The sequence below is a fragment of the Dickeya poaceiphila genome (assembly GCF_007858975.2).
GTDB classification, from domain to species: Bacteria; Pseudomonadota; Gammaproteobacteria; order Enterobacterales; family Enterobacteriaceae; genus Dickeya; species Dickeya poaceiphila.
In genome coordinates this window covers 579669-602549 of record NZ_CP042220.2, presented here as the reverse complement: position 1 = coordinate 602549, position 22881 = coordinate 579669, and the positions used below count along the sequence as shown (strand labels likewise).

The window sequence follows — 22881 nt, the reverse complement described above, 5'->3', positions numbered from 1 at the left end:
TCGCGGTGTTTTTGCCGGGACAGACAAAAAAGCCCACAGTCTGGTGGGCTTTTTCATAGAACATATAGGACATCCTGTTGTGTGACTGATTCAACCACACATAGCAGTACTCAGAATGTCTCCCAATTCTGGTCGTTACGGCTCCCTTTGGCCGCACCTATAACCGCCACTGCGGGAATTGCCTGTAAAGTTGGCCGGGACGGCAACGACGTACGAACCGGTTGATTGTTCCTGCCATGACTTATCCTGAACACCGCTACCGCCTGGGTCAAACGTTCCGCTTGCGATTCCAGTGAGGAAGCCGCGGCTGAGGCCTCCTGAACCAGCGCTGAGTTCTGCTGGGTCGTACCTTCCATTTCCAGCACAGCCTGATTCACCTGACCAATTCCCCGACTTTGCTCATCAGATGCGGAGGCAATCTCACCCATAATATCCGTCACACTGACTACCGCCTTCACAATCTCTTCCATGGTCTCGCCAGCTTTTGCCACCAGTTCCGAACCGGTATCCACCAGTCTGCCTGATTCACCAATCAATGATTCAATTTCCTTTGCTGCCTGCGCACTACGTTGCGCCAGACTGCGCACTTCTCCGGCGACCACCGCAAAGCCACGGCCTTGCTCGCCAGCACGCGCTGCCTCTACAGCAGCATTCAGTGCCAGGATATTCGTCTGGAAAGCGATACCATTGATAACACTGGTAATTTCAGAGATTCTTTTCGAACTGGAAGAAATATCGCCCATGGTTTTCACGACATCCTGAACAATATTGCCCCCTTGCTCCGCCTTGCTGGATGCATTACGCGCCAGTTGACTGGCATGATTAGCGTTATCCGAGTTCTGCTTAACCGTGGAAGTCAATTCCTCCATGCTGGCTGCCGTCTGTTCCAGTGCCGCCGCCTGCTGCTCAGTGCGGGAAGAAAGATCAATATTACCGGCACTGATTTCAGAAGCGCCCTGATAAATAGAGTCGGCCCCTTCACGGACGATAGTCACCGTATTCGTCAGCGATTCCTGCATATGCTGCAGGTTTTGCCCCAAAACACCAATTTCGTTGCGTCCAAGATTTTCAGCAGGTTGTGTCAGATCACCCTGCGCAATTTTCTGGATACGAGCAATCAGCACATTAACGGGCACCAGAATCGCCCGACGGATGACCAGATAAGTCAGCCCCGCCAGCAGAATTGCCAGAATGAACGAGACCGCCATCAGGATATTGCCCAGACGAGCATTAGCATCAGCCAGCGCATTAATACTGTTTGCATGTTCCGTCAGGTATTTCACTTCCTTGCGCACCAGAACAGCATAATTAGTATCTAACCGGCGCGCCAGCGTCGTTTCCAGCTCAATGGTGCTTTCGAACTGACCGTTACGCACCAAATCCACCATCGGTATCATTACCTTGTCCCGATAAGCGATATAGTTAGCAGTCAACTCAGCATCCAGATCCCTCTCTACGCTCGACTTGTCGGTACGGGCCATATACTCATCAAAACGCTTCTGTGAACTTTTGATGCGCTCCGCCCCCTCAGTAAAAGTCTGATTGTAGGCTTCAGTATCACCGATGCGCGACGCCGCTACGGCTTGTACCAGTAACTGACGGGAAACACGGAACTGATCCATGCTGCTGCTAATCCCGGCGCGAATATCAGAAATCAGGTTAGCCCGATCAAGAGATGAATTACTCTGCTTGAGAAAATAACTGGCAGTACCAATTGAGAGGGCAAAGAGCAGCAGAATAATAGTTAACAGCGTGATAAACAGTGTCACAAGACGAACGTTATTTATAGAAGAGACATTTCCTTTTTGTTCTGCCATTCCGATTTCTCACTTTCACTACAAGATGCCGATCACTCCCACTATATCACTAGCAGAAGCACGTAAGCTTTATGCTATTCATTATTTCCCGGCGACCAAAACCTACTGCCACATAACTATCAGATAAGGCAACAAACATCGCCTCAGAAAAATTAAAACATTATTTTAATTAAATTGCATTATTATTTCTTTTAGAAAGAAAAACCGTGATGACGGTAGCACGCTGTGCTAATAAATAACCAACCGAAATGCTCAGGTTGCTTTTTCTTGCTGAGTTATCCCGCCATCTGTCCGGAATAGCATCCCCTTTCAGTCAGAAGGCACAGATTTTAGCCCGGTATTATATCCTGGCTCATAACATAACGAGGTTACGCCTAAGGTGCAGAATAGTCGCACGATGCGGTAAAACTCAGAGCAAAATCAATAAAACAGTTGAGAGCGGGAGAGTTCAATCTGCGGCCTGGATAAATCAAATAGAGATCGTTGGTATCTGCCTGCCATTCAGGCAAAAGGCAAGCCAGCTCACCGCTATCTATCTGCTCGCGGCACAAAAATGCCGGTAACAACGTAATACCGCCGCCAGCCAGTGCACAAGCGCGAGCATACAGCAAATTATCGGTGATGTGCGATTGAGGCAACCGCCAGAGAAAATACTCCGCTTCACGGTGAAACCCCCATTCTGGCCAGGCTTTGTGCGCGATACACCGGTGCGACTGCAGTTGACGCGGATGTGTAATCGGCGAAAATCCCGCCAGATAGGCAACCGAAGCGACCAGATAGTGCGACACTCGACCCAGAGGACGGCCAATCAGGGAAGAATCCTGTGGTTTACCGGTGCGCAACGCAACATCAAACCCCTCTTCCACCAGGTCGATGACCCGATCAGCAATAACAATATCCAGCGAAACCACCGGAAAGCGTGACTGAAACTCCGCTATCAGACGCGCCAACAGAGTAGCGCCCAATCCGGCAGGGCTGGTTATCCGCAGGCGTCCGCTGGGGTTATCGCGCAAATGCTGCATTGCCATCTCGGCGCGTTCACTGGCCTGTCGCATCTCCCGGCAATGCACCAGATAGCGTTCGCCAGCAAAGGTTAGATTGAGCTTGCGGGTAGTACGGTTGAACAGCCGCAACCCCAGCGATTGCTCCAGTTGGCTGACTCGTAGACTGAGACTCGACTTGGCCATACCCGCCTGTCTGGCCGCTTCGGTGAAACTGCCGCATTCCGCCACTAATGCGAATAGCGCCATATCCTGTAATTGCTTGAACATGATTGTTCTTCTCAGCCGAACACGTCGTTAGTAATTGTCCATCTTATCAGCACTATCGACAGGGTCTACACTGTTATCCAGTCCAACACGTAACGATGGGAACATTGATCATGACAGTAAAAGCAATCGCCGTTGATCCCAGGCAACCTGAGAACTTTGTAGAAATCACCGCTGAATTACCGCATCCCGGTGAACATGACCTGCTGGTAGCCGTAAAAGCGGTATCGGTTAATCCGGTAGATACCAAGGTACACGCGGGACTACGCCGGGACGGCCTGCAACATCCACGTATTCTTGGATGGGATGCCAGTGGAATAGTAATAAAAACCGGTTCGGCGGTGAGTGGTTTCAAAGCAGGCGACGAAGTCTGGTATGCCGGCGATATCACACGCTCCGGCAGCAACAGCTCGCACCAACTGGTTGATGCACGTATCGCCGCGCATAAACCCACTTCACTCAACTGGGCTGAAGCTGCCGCCCTGCCCCTGACAGCCCTGACCGCCTGGGAAGGATTATTCGAGCATCTGAATATTCAGGACGCAGCTAAAGGCAAAACGCTGTTGATTATCGGCGGTGCGGGCGGCGTCGGCTCGCTGGCTATTTCGCTGGCGGCACAGCGCAGTGAGGTGACGGTCATCGCTACCGCTTCACGTCCCGATTCCGCACAATGGTGCCGTGACCGCGGTGCGCATCTGGTGGTGGATTATCGCCATCTGGTGGATGAATTGAAAAAACAGGGGATCGAGCAGGTTGATTATATTTTCTGCCTGAATGATACCGACGGCCATTGGGATGCCATCAGCCGGTTAATCGCCCCAATGGGACATATCTGCACCATCGTGGAAAATACGCGTCCGCTGGATCAGAACGCGTTGAAATTGAAAAGTGCTGCACTGCACTGGGAATTTATGTTCACTCGCAGCATGTTTGCCACGCCAGACATGGCTCGTCAGGGAGAGATTCTGCGTGAGGTAGCGCAACGGGTCGATAACGGCACATTGCAGGGTACACTCAGCCAGACCTTTAGCGGGCTCACCACCGAGACGCTAAAGCAGGCGCACGAAGCCGTATTGGCTGGGCATATGCGTGGTAAAGCCGTTATTACTCTCTAAAGACTGCAGTAAAAAAGCCAGCCTGTCAGGGCTGGCTTCCTCATAAGACCGAATTATCGGTCATCACTCACTGACTATCCCCACCACTTAGTACAGCAGGCGCGCACGAATGGTGCCAGGGATGGATTTCATCAGTTGCAGCGCGGTGTCGGCACCATCGGTTTCCACATCAATAACCACATAACCGATTGTCGGGCTAGTCTGCAGGTACTGAGCCGCAATGTTGATTCCCTGCTCGGCAAAGATGTTGTTAATTTGCGTCATGATACCGGGACGGTTTTCATGGATGTGTAGCAAACGGCTGGCGCGATCACTGTGCGTCGGCAGCGAGACTTCCGGGAAGTTGACAGCGGACAAGGTGGAGCCGTTATCGGAATATTTCACCAGTTTCCCGGCAACTTCTCCGCCAATATTCTCCTGCGCCTCCTCAGTGGAACCGCCAATATGCGGCGTCAGGATAACGTTATCGAACTCACACAACGGCGACTGGAATGGATCACTATTGGTCGCTGGCTCCTGTGGGAACACATCGATAGCCGCACCGGAAAGATGCTTGCTGGCAAGCGCGTTGCTCAGCGCTGGAATATCGACAACAGTGCCGCGTGATGCGTTGATCAGGATCGAACCCGGCTTCATCTGCGCCAATTCAGCGGCACCGATCATATTCTGGGTACTGTCGGTTTCCGGCACATGCAGGCTGACCACGTCACTCATGTTCAACAGTTCAGACAGCTCACGCACCTGTTGGGCATTACCCAACGGCAGTTTGCTTTCGATATCATAGAAATAGACGTGCATTCCCAGGCTTTCGGCCAGAATACCCAGTTGAGTACCGATGTGACCGTAACCAATGATGCCCAGTTTCTTGCCGCGTGCTTCAAAACAGCCAACGGCCTGTTTGTGCCAGATACCACGGTGAGCTTTAGCGTTGGCGCTCGGAATACCGCGCAGCAGCAACAGCAATTCACCGATCACCAGTTCGGCCACAGAACGGGTATTGGAAAAAGGTGCGTTGAAGACTGGAATACCACGCTTGGTGGCCGCAGGCAGCTCAACCTGGTTGGTACCGATGCAAAAACAACCAACGGCTACCAGTTTTTCAGCCGCAGCGAAAATCTCTTCCGTCAGATGCGTACGTGATCGAATCCCCACAAAGTGCGCATCACGAATCGATGCTTTCAGCGCTTCCGGGTCAAGCGCCCCCTTATGGTATTCAATATTGGTGTAACCTGCAGCGCGCAGATCCTCCAGCGCATTAGGGTGTACCCCCTCCAACAGCAGAAACTTAATCTTGTCTTTTTCCAGTGATACCTTTGCCATTTCCCGACCTTATTTTCAGACTTCAGCCATAGCGGTTTGCGAACCGATTCCTGCAAACATAACAAAAAATACGCAAGCGGCAATACAAACGATTGCCTATCCGTACTTCCATCGCCCCTCTGTCCGACCTTTTCATGGTAAAAAATACTGCCAACCACCAAACGGGCCACACAGGGATGATGCGAAATAAGAAAAGCTGATATTAAGTACCAAAAATGAGACGTTAGAGAAAGTCGGATTTTTTAGATAAAAAAATCCGGCCACTGCTGGCATGACCGGATCACTGCAAGAAACAACAATACGTTAATTCAGGAATGGCTTATTTCAGACGTACGGTCTTCACGCCGTCCGCAGTACCTACCAGTGCGACGTCCGCACCACGATTAGCGAACAAGCCTACGGTAACCACACCAGCCAGACTATTGATACGGTTCTCCATCGCCACCGCATCCGACAAATTCATATTGTGTACATCCAGAATAATGTTGCCGTTATCGGTGATCACACCGTCGCGGTATACCGGCTGGCCGCCCATTTTGACTAGCTCACGAGCAACATAGGCACGCGCCATCGGAATCACTTCCACCGGCAGCGGAAAGCGCCCCAGCACATCCACTTGCTTGGTCGCATCAACAATACATACGAACTGACGGGCGATCGCCGCCACGATTTTTTCGCGGGTCAATGCGGCGCCACCCCCTTTGATCATCTGCATGTGTGGATTGATTTCATCCGCACCATCAACGTAAACATCGAGTGCCTCCACGTCATTGCAGTCAAAGACCGGGATCCCCAGGCTTTTAAGTTTGGCGGTGGAAGCATCCGAGCTGGAAACCGCGCCTTCGATCTGGTGTTTGATAGAACCCAGCGCGTCAATAAAGTGGGCGGCGGTGGAACCGGTTCCCACCCCAACAATAGTACCGGGGCGAACATAATCGAGCGCTGCCCAGCCAACGGCTTTTTTCAGTTCATCCTGCGTCATGATGTGCTTGTGCCTGTAGCTACGAAAACGTGTGCGTATTATAGGGCATGACATGCTCAAAAGGAGGGATTTGTCCGTCGGGCATGGCAATATTTCCGTCTCGTTGCAGCAGACCTGGCGATTTTTTTCGGCGATACCTCACAAAAATGTGGCATATTGCCGAATATAGTTTTTACGCAAAGGAATCTTCACCTTTATGAAACGCCCGGACTACCGCACGCTTCAGGCGCTGGACGCCGTAATTCGAGAGCGTGGCTTTGAGCGCGCCGCACAAAAACTCTGTATTACGCAGTCCGCCGTATCACAGCGCATCAAACAGCTGGAGAACCTGTTCGGCCAGCCGTTGCTGGTGAGAACGATTCCGCCGCGTCCGACGGAACAAGGGCAGAAGTTGTTAGCGCTGCTGCATCAGGTGGAATTGCTGGAAGAAGAGTGGCTGGGCAACGAAAACAGCAACGAAACGCCGCTGCTGCTGTCTTTGGCGGTCAACGCCGATAGTCTGGCAACCTGGTTATTACCCGCGCTGCAACCGGTGCTGGTGGATTCACCGATAAGACTAAATTTGCAGGTGGAAGACGAAACCCGTACTCAGGAACGCCTGCGCCGGGGTGAAGTGGTGGGAGCCGTGAGTATTCAGCCGCAGCCGCTGCCCAGCTGTCTGGTGGATAAGCTGGGTGCGCTGGATTATCTGTTCGTGGCCTCGCCGGGATTCGCCAACCGCTACTTCCCGAACGGCGTAACCCGCTCTGCGCTCCTGCGCGCACCGGTAGTCGCGTTCGATCATTTGGATGACATGCATCAGGCATTTTTGCAGCAGAACTTCGACCTGTCGCCCGGTAGCGTACCCTGCCACATCGTTAACTCATCCGAGGCCTTCGTACAGCTCGCTCGTCAGGGCACCACCTGCTGTATGATCCCGCATTTACAGATCGAGAGAGAACTGGCGAACGGCGAGCTGATCGACCTGACGCCGGGCCTGTTCCAGCGCCGTATGCTTTACTGGCATCGCTTCGCACCGGAGAGCCGGATGATGCGGCGGGTCACCGATGCCCTGCTCACACACGGACATCAGGTGTTGCGCCAATCCTGACCCAACTATCAATCCTGACCCAAAAATCAGCTTTTAAAACTCATCGTCCAAAACAGCGCTGCGCCCGGTTCAGGGCGCACGTTGCAACTCAAACACCACATCCACCTGATCGTCAAAGTGAATGGTCTGCTGCTCGTAAGTCTGCGAAACGTCACTCTGCGCCACCATATTGGTAGCCTTGAACAAGCGGGCGACCGGCACCGGTTGGTAGTTGGCAACGTGATAGCGGATGCTGTAGACCGGTCCCAGCGCGGCACTAAACCCGGTTGCCAGCGACTGCGCCTGTAATATCGCCTGCGCTATCGCTTTTTTGCGCGCCTGTTCACGATAAGCATCCGGGTTAGACACCCCCAGCTCCACCGCCCTAACCTCGTTAAGACCAGACTTGAGCGCACCATCCAGCAATTCATTGAGCTTATCTAACTGGCGCAACGTCACTTCCACCTGACGCACCGCCCGATAGCCTTTCAGTACCGAGCCGCCGTTTTTCAGATAATCGTACTCCGGCTGCGTACGCAGGTTGGCCGCGTTGATATCTTTCTTGTCGATACCGTGTTTATCCAGAAAAGCAAAATATTGTGCAACCCGTTCATCCACCTGCTTTTTGGCGTCGGACACATCCCTGGATGACGCGCTGACTTCTATCGCCAGCCGGGCAATATCCGGCGTTGCATCAACACTGGCAGTACCGGAGGTCACAATGTGCGGTCCGTTGGGTAATTCATTGCCGGCCTGAACCGCCATCGACGACAGGCCAAGCAGCGTGGTCAATACCAACACGTTCAGCTTCACAGTATCTCCCTGGCGAGTGAGTGAATAAGTGCAAAAGCCTACTCCAGGCAGGCCGTATTCAATATAGGCGAATGTCTGAATAGGTGAATGTCTGAATAGGTGAATGTCTGAATAGGTGAATGTCTGAATAAGTCGGTGAATACCTGAATACCGGTTACGGATAACATAACCGGATGGAATCCGAGCGTTTACGCCGGCGGCGTAAACCCCAGTTCGAGAGAGATATTCCGTGCTGTTTTCCGCAACGGCGCAACCAGCGCATCAATACCAATCTGTTGCAAACGCGCCATCGACAGGGAAATGGAAACGGCATACGCCACCCGATGCTGAATATCAAACACCGGCGCAGAAATGCAGGAAACGCCCAGTTCATTCTCTTCCCTGTCCATCGCTAACCCCTGGCGACGAATCTCCGCTAGTTCCCGTTCCATGGCAGGCAACGCAATGATGGTATTGTCGGTCAGAGGGAAAATACTGTGCTGATGGTTACGCCAGTATTCAGCCGGGTAGTCATCTGCACCATAGGCCATGAAAATCTTCCCCATTGCCGAACTATGCAAAGGCATATGCTGGCCAATATAGGCACGGGTGCGCATCATGCCGGTAGTGGGTTCAAGTTTGTAAATCAGAATCGCGTGGTCATCTTCACGCGTTGAGAAATTGACGGTTTCACCTACTATCAGGTTTAGCTCTTCAAGATGCGGCGCCGCTACGTGCAACACATTCAGCGACGAGAGCACCTTATGGCCGATAGCGATGAACCTGGTGGTCTGCCGATAGCTGCCCGGCTGGCTGGCAGGCGCTACGTAGCCGCATCCAGCCAACCCCTGCAACAAGCGGTGAACAGTGCTTTTATTCATGCCGGACAACTCGGCAATCCGCGCCAGTGGGCACCCATTGGGATAATCACTGAGAATTTCGATCAACTGCAAACCACGAAACAAACTTTGGCTGCCCAGCGGCTTATCCGCTTTTCCCTCTTCCTCAACGCTGTGTTCATTTATCACGTCTGGCCGCCTCTCATTACGCCCGTCAGGACATCAACCTGACGATACGAGAACCATCATGAAACTGCATGTTGTGCGATGCAATAGCGGCAATGACCTTCGTGCCGCCACTGACCGCCACCAACGTAAAAAACCTGCTATTACCGGGTAAATGCCTTTACCGCGTAGCTGCCTCGCCAGAACCGGCTTGCGCAGGCAACGAAGCATAATGCAGGTGCACGTCCATCTGGGGATAAGGAATACCGATGCGGTGTTCATCCAGAGCGCGTTTGAAGTTTTCCAGCAGATCCCAGTACACCGATGCCGCATCACTGTTGTCAGTCCATACCCGAACCACAAAATTAAGCGAAGATGACCCCATCTCATTAAGCCGAACAGTGACGCCTTTATCTCGCAGAATGCGATTATCTGCGGCTACGATATCTCCCAGCACTTTTTTCACCACATCAATATCGGCGTCATACGCCACACCAACAATAATTTCGGTACGACGATGTGGTTCACGGGAACTGTTGATAATATTGCCGGCGATAATTTTACCATTTGGTACCACGATGACTTTGCCGTCAGCAGTCAGCAGCGTGGTGGAAAAAATCTGCACCTGCGTGACAGTTCCGGCAATCCCGCCCAAATCTACCGCTTCTCCGATGCGAAAGGGCCGAAACACCACCAGCAGCAACCCAGCGGCAAAATTCGACAGCGAGCCTTGCAGAGCCAAACCGACCGCCAGACCGGCCGCACCCAATACCGCGATGACCGATGCGGTTTGCACGCCCACCCGGCTTAACGCAGCGATCAGCGCAAACGCGACAATGCCGTAACGCACCAACGCAGACAGAAAATCCGCCACCGTGACGTCAATACCACGGGCGACCATCAGCCGATTTAACATGTTCGACATAATGCGGGCGACCAGCATCCCGACACTCAGAATCACCAGCGAGGCAACGACATTCACCGCGTACTGCAACAAGATATGCTGATTGTTAACCAGCCAGCTCTGCAATTGCCCCATGCTTTCAGCTACGTTGAGTTCTTCCATCTGTTCGCTCCTGTTAACATGATTAGCGTTACCTGTGCGCAGATAAAATGAAGGCTCCCGCAGGAGCCTTAGTCAAACTATCTGTCGAATAATGACAGCCAGTCCGATAATTACAGTACATCGACTGCGTTCAGTTCTTTAAACGCTTGTTCCAGACGAGTCACCATGCTCGCCTGACCAGCACGCAGCCAGACACGCGGGTCATAGTATTTCTTGTTCGGCTTGTCGTCGCCTTCCGGGTTGCCCAGCTGACCCTGCAGATAACCTTCGTTTTTCTTATAATAGTTCAGGATGCCTTCCCAGGTAGCCCACTGGGTGTCGGTGTCGATATTCATCTTCACCACACCGTAGCTAACTGCTTCGGCGATTTCTTCCGCAGAAGAACCGGAACCGCCGTGAAATACGAAATCCAGGCTGTTGTGCGGCAGATTGAACTTCTTAGATACATATTCCTGAGAGTTGCGCAGGATTTTCGGCGTCAGTTGCACGTTACCCGGCTTGTACACACCGTGTACGTTGCCGAAGGATGCGGCGATAGTGAAGCGAGGGCTGATGGCGTTCAGTTTTTCGTAGGCGTAAGCTACGTCTTCCGGCTGGGTATACAGCGCGGAGTTGTCCAGATGGCTATTGTCCACGCCGTCTTCTTCACCGCCGGTGCAACCCAGTTCGATTTCAAGCGTCATATCCAGTTTGGCCATACGCGCCAGATACTTGCTGCAAATTTCGATGTTTTCTTCCAGCGACTCTTCAGACAGGTCAATCATGTGGGAAGAGAACAGCGGTTTACCGGTAGCGGCATAGTGCTTCTCACCGGCGTCCAGCAGACCGTCCAGCCACGGCAACAGTTTCTTCGCGCAATGGTCGGTGTGCAGAATCACTGGCACGCCATAGTGTGCAGCCATCTGATGTACATGGTGAGCGCCAGAAATCGCACCCAGAATTGCCGCTTGCTGACCTTCAGCTTTCAGGCCCTTACCCGCGATAAACGCCGCACCACCGTTAGAGAACTGAACGATTACCGGCGCGCGAACTTTAGCTGCCGCTTCCAGAACGCCGTTAATGGAGTCAGTACCGACGCAGTTAACCGCTGGCAGTGCAAAGTTATTTTCTTTGGCAATTGCGAATACTTTCTGAACATCATCACCCGTGATGACACCAGGTTTTACGAAATCAAAGATTTTAGACATGTCACGCGTCCTGTTTCGTTGGCCGTGGAAGGTTTGAGATTTGTCTGTTACTCATTTATTACCGGCAATACAGTGATTACCGGCATTACTACGATTCATTGCTGCGGTTACCCGACCTAAACCGGGAACCAGGAAGCGGGAGGCGCTCCCGCTTCGGATAACGGATTAAAAACCGCTTACTGACGAGCGCGCTCTTCCAGCATTACCACCGCCGGCAGTTTTTTGCCTTCCACAAACTCCAGGAACGCGCCGCCGCCAGTAGAAATATAGGAGATCTTGTCGGCAATGCCGAACAGATCGATAGCTGCCAGTGTGTCGCCGCCGCCGGCAATAGAGAACGCGTCGCTGTTGGCAATGGCATTCGCCACGATTTCCGTACCTTTGCGGAAATTCGGGAACTCGAATACACCAACCGGGCCGTTCCACAGAATAGTCTTGGCGTTTTTCAGAATCTCAGCCAGACGATCAGCAGACACATCGCCCAGATCCAGAATTTGTTCATCATCTTTAATGGCGGTAACGGATTTCAATGTTGCAGTGGCAGTTTCGGAGAATTCTGTAGCAACACGCACATCGCTCGGCACCGGAATATCGCAGGTTTCCAGCAGTTTTTTCGCTTCCGGAATCAGTTCCGCTTCGTACAGCGATTTGCCGACGTTATGCCCCTGAGCCGCAACAAAGGTATTAGCGATACCGCCGCCGACAATCAACTGGTCAGCAATTTTGGACAGCGAGTCCAGCACGGTCAGCTTGGTAGAGACTTTGGAGCCACCGACGATAGCCACCATCGGACGAGCCGGGTTGCTCAGTGCTTTGCCCAGGGCTTCCAGTTCATCAGACAACAACGGGCCAGCACAGGCAATCGGCGCGAACTTGCCCACACCGTGGGTCGAAGCCTGAGCACGGTGCGCGGTGCCGAATGCATCCATCACGAACACATCGCACAGTGCAGCATATTTTTTGGACAGGACTTCGTCGTCTTTCTTCTCACCCTTGTTGAAGCGAACGTTTTCCAACACCACCAGTTCGCCTTCTGCTACGTCAACGCCATCCAGATAATCTTTCGCCAGACGCACTGGTGAAGACAGGTGATCTTTCAGGTAGTTCACTACCGGCAGCAAGGAGAATTCTTCGTTGTACTCGCCTTCGGTCGGACGACCCAGGTGGGATGTCACCATCACGCGGGCACCCTGCTTCAGGGCGATTTCAATGGTCGGCAGAGAAGCGCGGATGCGGGCGTCAGACGTCACTTTGCCATCTTTAACCGGCACATTCAGATCCGCACGGATCAGCACGCGTTTGCCAGCCAGATCCAGATCGGTCATCTTAATTACAGCCATGGTGAATCCTCTTGTTGATTCTGTTTAAAGTTGCTTGAGTGAGGCGCCGGTCTCCCGGCACCGCCTATCAGAAACCGCAGGCCGCCATCGCTCGTGTTGTATCCAACATCCGGTTGGCAAAGCCCCATTCGTTATCACACCAGACCAACGTCTTGATCAGATGCCCTCCGCTGACCCGGGTTTGTGTCCCATCCACTATCGCACTATGCGGGTCGTGATTGAAATCCACGGAAACCAACGGCAAATCGGTATAGTCAACTATACCACGAAATGTATTCTGCGCTGATTGGCGAAACAGCGTATTGATTTCACTTACATTTACTGCATTTTGCACACTGACGCTAAGATCAATGGCCGTTACATTGATGGTTGGTACCCGCACCGAAATCGCCTCAAAACGGTCTTCGAATTTCGGAAAGAAGCGGGTAATGCCCACCGCCAGTTTGGTATCCACCGGGATTATCGACTGACTGGCTGCGCGCGTGCGTCGCAGATCGTGATGATAAGCATCAATCACCGGCTGGTCGTTCATCGATGCATGGATCGTCGTCACGGTGCCGCTCTCAATGCCGTAGGCATCGTCCAGCAGCTTGATAATCGGAATAATACAGTTGGTGGTGCAGGAGGCGTTGGATACCAAACGGTGAACCCGTTGCAGATCCTGATGATTCACACCGTACACAATGGTGGCGTCAAGATCCGGCGCGCCGGGGTGGGAGAACAGTACTTTTTTCGCTCCCGCCGCCAAATGGGCTTCACCATCGGCGCGACTGCCGTACACACCGCTGCAATCCAGCACGATATCAACCCCAAGCTCTCCCCACGGGAGTGCGCGGAGATCCGGTTCATGCAACAAGCGGATAGTGTCATCCCCTACCGACAAACGATCGCATTCCTGACGCACATCCCATGAAAAACGACCATGACTACTATCATACTTGAGCAGATGAGCAATCCCTTCGGCGTTGGCCAACTCATTAATCGCCACCACCGTAATTTCGGCTCGCCGACCGGACTCATACAACGCGCGCAATACGCTACGACCTATGCGACCAAAGCCATTTATCGCAATACGGATTGTCATGAAATTCCCTGTGTAGAGTGATAACAGCACTGCGCATCATAGAATAATCAGTACGTCGTCAGGAATAAACCGCTTGTTATACGCGGTGTGTTGCACCGCCACTCTGGCTTGAGCTTGATGACTAAACGCCGTCACACCAACAACTGAAACGCTTCAGCTAGCATAAACGAATTGCCAGGCAAAAGAAATATGGCGGCAGGGTGGATGCCAGAAGAGTGATCCGCGTCAAATAATTACCGCACAGTTTGTTCAACCCATGTGTTAACCCCAAACTAGCGGGATCAAAAAAGGCCGGGAGACAATCCCAGCCTTACAAACATAGCTAACAGCGTGCTCTGCTTATTTCAGCAGCGCTTTTGCCTTCGCCACCACGTTGTCGGTTGTGAAGCCAAATACCTCGAACAGTTTTTCCGCCGGTGCAGATTCGCCGAAGCTTTCCATACCCACAATCGCGCCATTCAGGCCAACATACTTGTACCAGTAGTCAGCAATCCCGGCTTCGATAGCCACGCGGGCAGTGACAGCAGACGGCAACACCGCTTCACGATAGGCTGCATCCTGTTTGTTGAATACATCCGTAGACGGCATGGACACCACGCGCGCTTTGACGCCCTCATCGGTCAGCCTCTGCCAGGCAGCAACTGCCAGTTCGACTTCGGAACCGGTAGCGATAAAAATCAGCTGCGGCTGGCCGCCACAGTCCTTCAGCACATAAGCGCCTTTGGCGACATCGGCCAGCTGCTGAGCCGTGCGCTCCTGCTGCGCCAGATTCTGACGAGACAGAATCAGCGCAGTCGGGCCGTCTTTACGTTCAATAGCGTATTTCCAGGCTACCGCGGTTTCTACCTGATCCGCCGGACGCCAGGTGCTCATGTTCGGCGTGACGCGCAGGCTGGCCAGTTGTTCTACCGGCTGATGAGTCGGGCCATCTTCGCCCAGACCGATGGAGTCATGGGTGTAGACATAGATGCTGCGCACTTTCATCAACGCCGCCATACGCACCGCGTTACGGGCATATTCGACAAACATCAGGAAGGTGGCGGTGTATGGTACGAAGCCGCCATGCAGCGAGATACCGTTGGCGATGGCAGTCATGCCGAATTCGCGCACCCCGTAGTGGATGTAGTTGCCAGCCGGGTCTTCATTCAGCGCTTTGGAGCCAGACCAAATGGTCAGGTTACTTGGCGCCAGGTCGGCAGAACCGCCCAGGAATTCCGGCAGCAGCTTGCCATAGGCTTCCAGCGCATTCTGCGAGGCTTTACGGCTGGCGATCTTGGCCGGATTAGCCTGCAACTGTTCGATAACCTTAGCCGACTCTGCCTGCCAATTCGCCGGCAGCTCGCCGCTCACGCGACGGGTGAATTCGCCAGCCAGTTCAGGATAAGCGCTGGCGTAAGCATTAAATGCCTGCTGCCAGGCCGCTTCTTTACTCTGACCAGTCTGGCGGGCATCCCAGGCGGCATAGATATCAGCCGGGATGTCGAATGGACCATATTTCCAGCCCAACTGTTCGCGGGTGGCAGCCACTTCAGCATCGCCCAGCGGTGCGCCGTGGGAATCATGGGTACCGGCTTTGTTCGGCGAACCGAAACCGATCACGGTTTTGCACAGCAGCAGCGACGGTTTGTCGGTGACGCTCTGCGCTTCTTTGATGGCGCGCTGGATGGCATCAGCATCATGACCATCAATGCCACGAATCACGTGCCAGCCGTAGGACTCAAAACGGGCAGCGGTGTCATCAGTAAACCAGCCTTCAATGTGACCGTCGATAGAGATGCCGTTATCATCGTAGAACGCGATCAGTTTACCCAGTTTCAGGGTACCCGCCAGTGAACAGACCTCATGTGAGATCCCTTCCATCATGCAACCATCACCCAGGAATACGTAAGTGTGGTGGTCAACGATGTTGTGCCCCGGACGGTTAAATTGCGCCGCCAGCGTACGTTCAGCAATCGCCATACCCACCGCGTTGGCGATCCCCTGGCCCAGCGGACCAGTGGTCGTTTCTACGCCCGGCGTATAGCCCACTTCCGGGTGACCCGGCGTTTTGGAATGCAACTGACGGAAATTTTTCAGTTCTTCAATCGGCAAATCATAACCAGTCAGGTGCAGCAGGCTGTAAATCAGCATGGATGCATGACCGTTGGACAGCACAAAACGGTCGCGGTTGGCCCAGTTCGGGTTAGCCGGGTTGTGATTCAGATGGTCACGCCACAACACTTCAGCGATATCCGCCATACCCATCGGTGCGCCAGGGTGACCAGATTTGGCCTTCTGCACGCCATCCATACTCAACGCACGGATAGCATTGGCAAGTTCTTTACGAGAGGACATGCTTTACTCCAGATCGGATTGAATAGTTGCCTGCCGAACATAAAACATATTAATCAATGCGTTAGCTCAAAAAGGCAAAGAAAAGATGTTTACAAATGTACATGAAAACCCAGCCGATTGCACATGGAACAGCAAGCGGAAAAGACGTACTAACCTGCTAACATGCAGGCCGGATAGCAGGCTTTTTTCTTCATCAGGACGGTTTTATCTGCCCCAGCTCACACGATGTAGCAGCTTTACCTGTTTACAGCCGCCATTTTCCACCACAACGAAAAGGGAAATTGGTGATTCACGCCAGGCATCGCCTCACTCCGTCAATATACTCGTCTACAGGCAGCCATAATGTAAAAGGGCACCCCGCAGGATGCCCCTCTAACATCATTGATTGCCGCAAATCATCGCTGATTCACCAGTCATCGCTGATTAATGCGCGGCAGCCTCATGCCCGTGCAGACGGTGACGCGTCACCAGCCCCAGCAGGAAGCACATAACGAACACCACAAAGTACAGGCCGTTGGCGGTCACCAGTGCGGCATGTACGCCAAAGTGCTGCACAATAGGCCCGGTGACGATAAAGGTCAGCATGGTCCCAACCGTTCCGCAGGTCAGAATGAAATTCACCAGTTTCGGCGACGGCACTTTGGTCTGCTGGGAACCCAGGGTAATCAACGTAGTGTAGATAGCGCTGGAAATAAAACCCAGGCCGAAGATAAAGTATTTCAGTAGTTGGGGCTGATCGCTGCTCACGAACAGGTACATTGCTCCTGTCGCCAGAATAGCCAGTACCGTAACAACACGCTGCAAATCAAAGAATTTGAGCACAACACTAAACACCCACATACCAATCATATATGAGGTCCAGAAGCTGCTGACCAGCCCGCCAGCATCGCCGATGCTCATGCCAAAAGATTTGGTCACATACTCCGGCACCCACTGAATAAACGCCAGTTGCCCCAGGATATAGCACAAGGCGGCTATCGACAGAAATACCACGCCCATGCCCCATTTTTCCGCCTCGACAGGCGCGTTCTGGTCGCTGGTTTTATCCGTGCCGATGGCAGGAAAGTCAGACAACAGCGTTAACACCAGAATCGCCACATACAGCAACCCAATGCAGGCATAAATCCAGTACCAGCCAAAATGGCGAGACAATAACGCCGCCGCCACAATCGGGAAAATCATGCCGGCCATACTGAAAAACGAATCGGTAAACAGCAGGCGGGCGCCGCGCTGACGGCCAGAATAGAGTTGTGTAATCAGGAACGTGCCGATCGACATAGTGATGCCGCTGACCACGCCCAACGTAAACATGCAGGCGGAAAAGACGGCCAGTGATTTACCGACAAACAACCCGATAATCGACAGCACAATCAGAATAAAACCGAAGACCAGCTGTTTTTTCAGCGGGAAAATATCCATCAGCCACACATTCAAAAAAATGGACAGCAAAATACCGGCGTTCAAGAACGTAAAGGTATTGCTCATATTGGCAATCGGGACATTGAAATATTGCGCGATATCCCCCATGACCATACCGGTCACGATAACCAGCGCACCGGTCAACGCATAGGAAAAGCAACTGGTAAAAAACAGCCGCTGACGATTGAGATCAGACATATATCCTTCCTGTCATAAATATAAAAAACGCAACCTTAACCCGTCATACTTCAGGTTGCAGGTGCATTGGCTGCACTCGCTCACCCGAATCACTTACCTGAGTAAGTTCATCGGGATTCACTCACTTGCCGCCTTCCTGCAACTCGAATTATTTAGGGTATATACCGTTCCCGATATAAACATTGCGCCATAACGTTATTATCAACGTGTTTATGGGTCACACATACGCAACGACAGATTAACCAGATATCCTGATTCCGCAGTGCTCTCCAAGGGCAGGTATGTTGCCATGCCTGGAAAAGAAAAAGATTGAGTCCCTCAACAGCACTCAATCTTTCCATAACGAATATTATTCGTCTTCCAGATAAGTATAACCGTATAAGCCGGTTTCAAACTCCTCAAGGAATTGCGCTTGCAGTTCCAAAGCCAGATCGGTTTCCTTCACCTGATCACGAAAACGAGACATCAGCACATGCGGGTCAAGCTGCACGTATTCCAGCATGTCAGCCACGGTGTTGCCTTCATCCGACTCTTCCAGCTCGACGGTGCCGTCCTGGAACACAAAAACATCCACCGTAGACGTATCGCCAAACAGGTTGTGCATATTGCCAAGAATTTCCTGATACGCGCCAACCATGAAGAACCCCAGCAACGGCGGATTTTCCGGGTCGTACGGCGGCATCGGCATGGTCGTGGCAACACCGTCGCCGTCCACATAGTGATCGATGGCACCATCAGAATCGCAGGTGATATCCAGCAGCACCGCACGACGCTGCGGCGGCTTATCCAGCCCTTCCAGCGGCAATACCGGGAACAGTTGATCGATCCCCCAAGCATCCGGCATCGACTGGAACAACGAGAAGTTAACATACAGCTTATCCGCCATACGTTCCTGAAGTTCATCGATAATCGGTCGATGGGCGCGGTTACTGGGGTCAAGCTGCTGCTGAAGGCGCTGACAGATGTTCAGATACAGCTGCTCCGCCTGCGCCCGCTGGGTCAAATCCAGCATACCGTGGGTGTATTGCGTGTGGATATCATTCAGGTCCATCTGGCTATCGTGCAGCCATTCACGCAGCGAACGGCGGTTACCCGGCTCATGAATGTCCTGCCAGGTGCTCCACAAGCTTTCCAGCGCACGCGGCGCATCTTCATCCGGTGCGGTCGGGTCGCTGAATTCGTTGCGTTCCACCCCGATGATGTTGGATACCAGCACCGTGTGATGCGCGGTAACCGCACGCCCGGATTCGGTGATCACTGTCGGATGCGGCAAACCGTATTCATTACAGGCATCGCCGATACCCCAGATAACATTATTAGCGTATTCGTTCAGGCCGTAGTTGACCGAACAGTCCGACTGTGAACGGGTGCCTTCATAATCGACGCCCAACCCGCCGCCCACGTCAAAACACTGGATGTTGACGCCGAGCTTATGCAGCTCGACGTAGAAACGCGCGGATTCACGTACGCCGGTGGCGATATCGCGGATATTCGCCAGTTGCGACCCCAGGTGGAAATGCAACAGTTGCAGGCTATCGAGACGATTGGCCTTGCGCAGCAGTTCTACCAGTTGCAACACCTGCGTCGCCGCCAGACCGAATTTGGATTTCTCGCCGCCGCTCGACTGCCATTTGCCGGAACCCTGCGATGCCAGACGCGCACGCACACCCAAACGCGGCACGACATTCAATCGTTCGGCCTCTTCCAGCACCAAATTGATTTCCGACATCTTCTCAATAACCAGATACACCTTATGGCCCAGCTTTTCGCCGATTAACGCCAGACGGATGTATTCGCGGTCTTTATAGCCATTGCAGACGATCACGGAGCGGGTCATACCAGCGTGGCCCAGCACTGCCATCAGTTCGGCTTTGGAACCGGCTTCCAGCCCCAGCGGTTCGCCGGAATTGATCAGCGCCTCAATTACGCGGCGGTGCTGGTTAACTTTGATGGGATAAACCAGAAAATAACCGCCTTCGTAACCAAAGGACTCACGTGCGCGCTTGAACGCCGCATTGATGGAGCGCAGGCGGTGCTGCAGAATCTGCGGGAAGCAGAACAACGCAGGCAGGCGCTGGTTGTCCTGCTGACGGGCTTTAACCAGCTTGGCGAGGTCAACGCGGGCTTCCGGCACGTCCGGGTCCGGGCACACGCTGATATGGCCCAGTTCGTTGACGTCGTAATAATTATTACCCCACCAGGCAATGTTATAGGTTCTCAGCATCTCGCTGGCGTCGCGGTCATTCATGGCTACCTCCTGCATGGAGCGCAGATGATCGTGTTTACCCGCCGCTGACGAGTACGGTTGAATCATATCGTCAGACATGGCGATCCCCTTCTTCCACTTCTTGATGAATAATCACATTTTTTCCCGCAACAAATACCAGCGGTGCGGCAAAAGCGTGCAACGATGGCAGTGAAAAAACCGACGGACAGTAGTATGCCGTCGTTTTATGACTCTTATTAGTGTAAAACACGATGTCGGACTCCGAGGTTCGGGTCGGTGAAAACCAGAGAAAACACCGCCAGAAATAACGCAAACGCATTTACTGGCACGGAGAAAAAAGCAGGTTAGCCAGCTCTGGAGTCCTGCGTTGCGCTGCGGGACAGGCAACTTCGGGCAAATGGCAGAAAGGATTGAGTCAGTGACGCGATGGCGTCAGAAAAAGAGCGCAGCGGGCGCGGCTCACTCAATAAACAACGGATCATTAATCCTATCACCTCCACGCTCGCCGCAGATGTGCGGTCAGGCTATCACGAAAAACCATCAGGAAAACGGTCAAACAGTATCGGGAAAAAATCAATCGCCAGCGCCCACGAACCCTCACCGGATAAGCGTTGCGTCACCGGTCGAAATCACCCGAAAAACGGACAACAAAACCGCCCGCCGTTTATACCTATCCATACCCGGAAAAGCAAAATGAAAATGGTAAAAAAAGCTACCATTTTCATAAAAACTGCTGGCATGGGGCTACAGTGTGACCTAGAATAGACGTCCAGATGTTAATCCATCTATACCGGTTAACTGATAAATTGCTTAACGGCTTTAGCTTATAAGGTAAAGAAACTCATGGCTAAACACCTTTTTACGTCCGAGTCGGTCTCCGAAGGACATCCTGATAAAATCGCTGACCAGATTTCCGACGCCGTCCTTGACGCGATTCTGGAGCAGGACCCCAAAGCGCGAGTTGCCTGCGAAACTTACGTAAAAACCGGTATGGTGTTAGTTGGTGGCGAAATCACCACCAGCGCCTGGGTGGATATCGAAGAGATCACGCGCCGCACCGTCCGCGAAATTGGTTACGTCAACTCCGAAATGGGCTTTGACGCCAACTCCTGCGCCGTACTGAGCGCCATCGGCAAGCAGTCTCCAGACATTAATCAGGGCGTTGATCGTAAAGATCCGCTGGAGCAAGGTGCTGGCGATCAGGGCCTGATGTTCGGTTACGCTACTAACGAAACCGACGTGCTGATGCCTGCGCCTATCACGTACGCACACCGTCTGGTGCAACGTCAGTCTGAAGTGCGCAAAAACGGCACCCTGCCGTGGTTGCGCCCGGACGCCAAGAGCCAGGTGACCTTCGCGTATGACAACGGCAGCATCGTCGGCATCGATGCTGTTGTACTGTCTACCCAGCATTCAGAGTCCATCTCTCAGAAAGACCTGCAGGAAGCGGTGATGGAGGAGATCATCAAGCCGGTCCTGCCGTCTGAATGGCTCTCCGCCAATACCAAATATTTCATCAACCCGACTGGCCGTTTTGTTATCGGCGGTCCAATGGGCGATTGCGGCCTGACCGGTCGTAAAATCATTGTCGATACCTACGGCGGCGCAGCGCGTCACGGCGGTGGGGCATTCTCCGGTAAAGATCCGTCCAAAGTGGACCGTTCCGCAGCCTACGCCGCCCGTTATGTGGCGAAAAATATCGTGGCAGCCGGACTGGCGGATCGCTGTGAGATCCAGGTGTCCTACGCTATCGGCGTGGCGGAACCGACCTCAATCATGGTGGAAACGTTTGGGACGGAGAAAGTCTCCAGTGATCGTCTGGTCGATCTGGTGCGCCAGTTCTTCGATCTCCGCCCGTACGGTTTGATCCAGATGCTGGACCTGCTGCACCCGATTTACCAGCAAACTGCCGCTTACGGTCACTTTGGTCGTGCAGAATTCCCGTGGGAAAAAACCGACGTGGCAGAAAAACTACGTGATGCTGCCGGCCTGAAATAATCGCCTGCATTACTGTCATGCTAAACGGCGAAGCGTCTGCTTCGCCGTTTTTTTATTACCGGACCTGCAACGGGCGATATTGCATCCCATTCACCCAGAACGTAAGCTGCCAGCATGAACACACCCCGACTCCCTATCGCCCTGCAGCAAGCGGTGATGCGCTGTCTGCGGGACAAACTTCAACAGGCCAATACCGCATTGGGCGGCGATTATCCCGAACCTGCCATCAACTACCAGCAACGCGGCTCCACTGCTGGCAGCGCCTGGCTGAAAGAGTGGGAAATCCGCCTTAACCCGGTATTGTTGCTGGAAAACCAGCAGGCGTTTATTGATGAAGTCGTCCCGCATGAACTGGCACATCTGCTGGTCTACGCCCACTTTGGTAAAACCGCGCCGCATGGCCGGGAGTGGCGCTGGATGATGGAAAGCGTGCTGAACGTGCCCGCCCGCCGTACTCACCAGTTTGCACTCGCCTCAGTGCAAGGCAAAACCTTCCCTTATCAGTGCGCCTGCCGCCGCCATGAACTCACGCTGCGCCGACATAACCGGGTTGTCCGGGGCGAATCGGAGTACCGTTGTCGCTCTTGCGGCGAACGGTTACACGCCATCGTAACAAATTCTGTTTAAATCAAAAAACCAGCGTTTCATGCTGATTTTTTTG

Annotated in this window: 19 protein-coding genes; 5 read left to right on the top strand and 14 right to left on the bottom strand. The window is 53.0% G+C overall.

Annotation, left to right across the window (positions count from 1 at the left end):
* Positions 1-110: 110 nt before the first annotated feature.
* On the bottom strand, positions 111-1817 hold the full coding sequence (locus tag Dpoa569_RS02705) for a methyl-accepting chemotaxis protein (RefSeq protein WP_042872903.1): 1707 nt from the start codon (positions 1815-1817) through the stop codon (positions 111-113).
* A gap of 374 nt (positions 1818-2191) precedes the next feature.
* The gene (locus Dpoa569_RS02700; RefSeq protein WP_042872905.1) at positions 2192-3088 is read right to left on the bottom strand and encodes a LysR family transcriptional regulator; all 897 of its coding nucleotides are present in this window, start codon (positions 3086-3088) and stop codon (positions 2192-2194) included.
* Between the two features lie 110 nt (positions 3089-3198).
* On the opposite strand from Dpoa569_RS02700, the gene Dpoa569_RS02695 reads away from it, so the two are divergent.
* Positions 3199-4200: a zinc-binding alcohol dehydrogenase family protein gene (locus Dpoa569_RS02695; RefSeq protein WP_042874087.1), complete on the top strand. Its 1002-nt coding sequence runs from the start codon at positions 3199-3201 to the stop codon at positions 4198-4200.
* Between the two features lie 87 nt (positions 4201-4287).
* Here Dpoa569_RS02695 and serA read toward each other — a convergent pair whose 3' ends face one another.
* Together serA and rpiA are read right to left on the bottom strand one after the other, a co-directional pair.
* Positions 4288-5520: a phosphoglycerate dehydrogenase gene (gene serA, locus Dpoa569_RS02690; protein ID WP_042872907.1), complete on the bottom strand. Its 1233-nt coding sequence runs from the start codon at positions 5518-5520 to the stop codon at positions 4288-4290.
* 319 nt (positions 5521-5839) lie between these two features.
* On the bottom strand, positions 5840-6502 hold the full coding sequence (gene rpiA / locus Dpoa569_RS02685) for a ribose-5-phosphate isomerase RpiA (protein ID WP_042872910.1): 663 nt from the start codon (positions 6500-6502) through the stop codon (positions 5840-5842).
* Positions 6503-6698: 196 nt separating this feature from the next.
* On the opposite strand from rpiA, the gene Dpoa569_RS02680 reads away from it, so the two are divergent.
* Entirely contained in the window at positions 6699-7592 is an 894-nt protein-coding gene (locus Dpoa569_RS02680; RefSeq protein ID WP_042872912.1) for a LysR family transcriptional regulator ArgP, read from the top strand.
* A gap of 69 nt (positions 7593-7661) precedes the next feature.
* Here the strand turns inward: Dpoa569_RS02680 and Dpoa569_RS02675 are convergent, their stop codons facing one another.
* From Dpoa569_RS02675 to Dpoa569_RS02630, 10 genes are all read right to left on the bottom strand, one after another.
* Positions 7662-8336, bottom strand: coding sequence for an oxidative stress defense protein (locus Dpoa569_RS02675; RefSeq protein WP_407643807.1), 675 nt, complete (start codon positions 8334-8336; stop codon positions 7662-7664).
* 236 nt (positions 8337-8572) lie between these two features.
* Positions 8573-9391, bottom strand: coding sequence for an IclR family transcriptional regulator (locus tag Dpoa569_RS02670; RefSeq protein ID WP_128569789.1), 819 nt, complete (start codon positions 9389-9391; stop codon positions 8573-8575).
* A gap of 157 nt (positions 9392-9548) precedes the next feature.
* The gene (mscS, locus tag Dpoa569_RS02665) at positions 9549-10433 is read right to left on the bottom strand and encodes a small-conductance mechanosensitive channel MscS (RefSeq protein ID WP_042872917.1); all 885 of its coding nucleotides are present in this window, start codon (positions 10431-10433) and stop codon (positions 9549-9551) included.
* Between the two features lie 110 nt (positions 10434-10543).
* A complete protein-coding gene (fbaA, locus tag Dpoa569_RS02660) occupies positions 10544-11620 on the bottom strand; it encodes a class II fructose-bisphosphate aldolase (RefSeq protein WP_042872919.1) in 1077 nt (358 codons plus the stop codon).
* Positions 11621-11796: 176 nt separating this feature from the next.
* A complete protein-coding gene (gene pgk / locus Dpoa569_RS02655) occupies positions 11797-12960 on the bottom strand; it encodes a phosphoglycerate kinase (RefSeq protein WP_042872921.1) in 1164 nt (387 codons plus the stop codon).
* A gap of 67 nt (positions 12961-13027) precedes the next feature.
* The gene (gene epd, locus Dpoa569_RS02650) at positions 13028-14044 is read right to left on the bottom strand and encodes an erythrose-4-phosphate dehydrogenase (protein WP_042872923.1); all 1017 of its coding nucleotides are present in this window, start codon (positions 14042-14044) and stop codon (positions 13028-13030) included.
* Between the two features lie 339 nt (positions 14045-14383).
* Complete coding sequence (tkt, locus tag Dpoa569_RS02645) at positions 14384-16378, bottom strand: transketolase (protein WP_042872926.1); 1995 nt, start codon at positions 16376-16378, stop codon at positions 14384-14386.
* 423 nt (positions 16379-16801) lie between these two features.
* Positions 16802-17995 (bottom strand): MFS transporter TsgA, encoded by a 1194-nt coding sequence (tsgA, locus tag Dpoa569_RS02640; RefSeq protein WP_042872928.1) that lies wholly within the window; start codon positions 17993-17995, stop codon positions 16802-16804.
* 349 nt (positions 17996-18344) lie between these two features.
* Positions 18345-20321 (bottom strand): biosynthetic arginine decarboxylase, encoded by a 1977-nt coding sequence (gene speA / locus Dpoa569_RS02635; RefSeq protein WP_042872930.1) that lies wholly within the window; start codon positions 20319-20321, stop codon positions 18345-18347.
* Complete coding sequence (locus Dpoa569_RS02630) at positions 20314-20472, bottom strand: hypothetical protein (RefSeq protein ID WP_155683828.1); 159 nt, start codon at positions 20470-20472, stop codon at positions 20314-20316. The genes speA and Dpoa569_RS02630 overlap by 8 nt, the downstream gene beginning before the upstream one ends.
* Before the next feature lie 176 nt (positions 20473-20648).
* On the opposite strand from Dpoa569_RS02630, the gene Dpoa569_RS02625 reads away from it, so the two are divergent.
* From Dpoa569_RS02625 to Dpoa569_RS02615, 3 genes are all read left to right on the top strand, one after another.
* A complete protein-coding gene (locus Dpoa569_RS02625) occupies positions 20649-20987 on the top strand; it encodes a hypothetical protein (protein WP_042872933.1) in 339 nt (112 codons plus the stop codon).
* A gap of 78 nt (positions 20988-21065) precedes the next feature.
* Positions 21066-22220 (top strand): methionine adenosyltransferase, encoded by a 1155-nt coding sequence (gene metK, locus Dpoa569_RS02620; RefSeq protein WP_042872935.1) that lies wholly within the window; start codon positions 21066-21068, stop codon positions 22218-22220.
* Between the two features lie 114 nt (positions 22221-22334).
* Positions 22335-22847, top strand: a complete 513-nt coding sequence (locus tag Dpoa569_RS02615) for a SprT family zinc-dependent metalloprotease (protein WP_042872937.1) — start codon at positions 22335-22337, stop codon at positions 22845-22847.
* Positions 22848-22881 lie beyond the last annotated feature (34 nt).